1 protein-coding gene is annotated in these 1,319 nt (G+C 73.3%); it reads left to right on the top strand.

Features of this window, described 5'->3' with window-relative positions:
- A partial coding sequence (locus R5W23_RS08220) for an alpha,alpha-trehalose-phosphate synthase (UDP-forming) (RefSeq protein WP_320685917.1) occupies positions 1 to 1,319 on the top strand: 1,319 nt, incomplete at both ends.

The raw sequence follows: 1,319 nt of genomic DNA, 5'->3' as shown, positions 1-1,319 counted from the left end.
GAAGTTGCGCGCACACGTCTGGGGGGCGCGAAGCTGATCGTGGTGGCGAACCGGGAGCCGTACATCCACCGGTACACGGCGGGCGGTGCGGTGGAGTGGATCCGCCCGGCGGGCGGGCTGACCACGGCGCTGGACCCGGTGATGCAGGCGTGCGGCGGGGTGTGGGTGGCGCACGGGTCCGGGGACGCGGACCGGGCGGTTACCGACCCGAGCGGCCGGGTCGGGGTGCCGCCGGACGACCCGAACTACGTGCTGCGGCGGGTGTGGCTCACCCCGGAGCAGGAGGACGGGTACTACTACGGGGCCGCCAACGGGATGCTGTGGCCCCTGTGCCACCAGGTGTTCGCCCGGCCCGCGTTCGACCCGGGGCACTGGGACGCGTACCGGCGGGTGAACCAGACGTTCGCCGACGCGGTGCTCGAGGAGGCCCAGGGGGGGCCGGCCCTGGTGTTCATCCAGGACTACCACTTCGCGCTGCTCCCGCGGCTCCTCAAGGCGGCCCGCCCGGACCTGGTGACGGCCCAGTTCTGGCACATCCCGTGGCCCGGCCCGGAGAAGTTCCTGGTGTGCCCGTGGGCCACGGACATCCTGGACGGGCTCCTGGGCAACGACCTGATGGGGTTCCACACGCAGCACGACTGCAACCACTTCCTGGAGTGCGTGGACCGGGCCCTGGAGTGCCGCATCGACCGGGAGCGGTTCGCGGTCCGGCGGGGCGGCCAGGCGACCACCGTCAAGCCGTTCCCGATCAGCGTGGACCCGGCCCTGGCCGGCGAGTACCTGGGGGACGACTGGGCGGCCCGGGCCGGGGCCATCCGGCGACGGCACGGGCTCGCGGACCGGCCGCTGATCGTGGGCGTGGACCGGGTGGACTACACCAAGGGGATCCCGGAGCGGCTGCGGGCGGTGGACCGGCTGCTGCACCGGCGGCCCGAGCTCAAGGGCGGGTTCCACTTCGTGCAGGTGGGCGCCCCGAGCCGGTCCAGCATCCCGGCGTACCGGGACCTGACCGCCGAGGTGAACGGGCTGGCCGAGCGGATCAACCGGGAGCACGGGACGGCGGGCTGGCAGCCGGTGGTGTTCCTCAACGCGCACCACGGGCCGGAGGACATCTTCGCGCTGTACCGGGACGCGGCCGGGTGCGTGGTGAGCTCGCTGCACGACGGCATGAACTTGGTGGCCAAGGAGTTCGTCACCGCCCGCGGGGACGAGCGCGGGGTGCTGGTGCTGTCCACGTTCACCGGGGCCGCCCGGGAGCTGACCGACGCGGTGCTGGCCAACCCGTTCGACGTGGACGAGTTGGCCGACGGGCTGTACGC

The organism is Gemmata algarum, assembly GCF_034097035.1.
GTDB classification, from domain to species: Bacteria; Planctomycetota; Planctomycetia; order Gemmatales; family Gemmataceae; genus Gemmata; species Gemmata algarum.
This window is presented reverse-complemented; position numbering and strand designations above follow the sequence as displayed.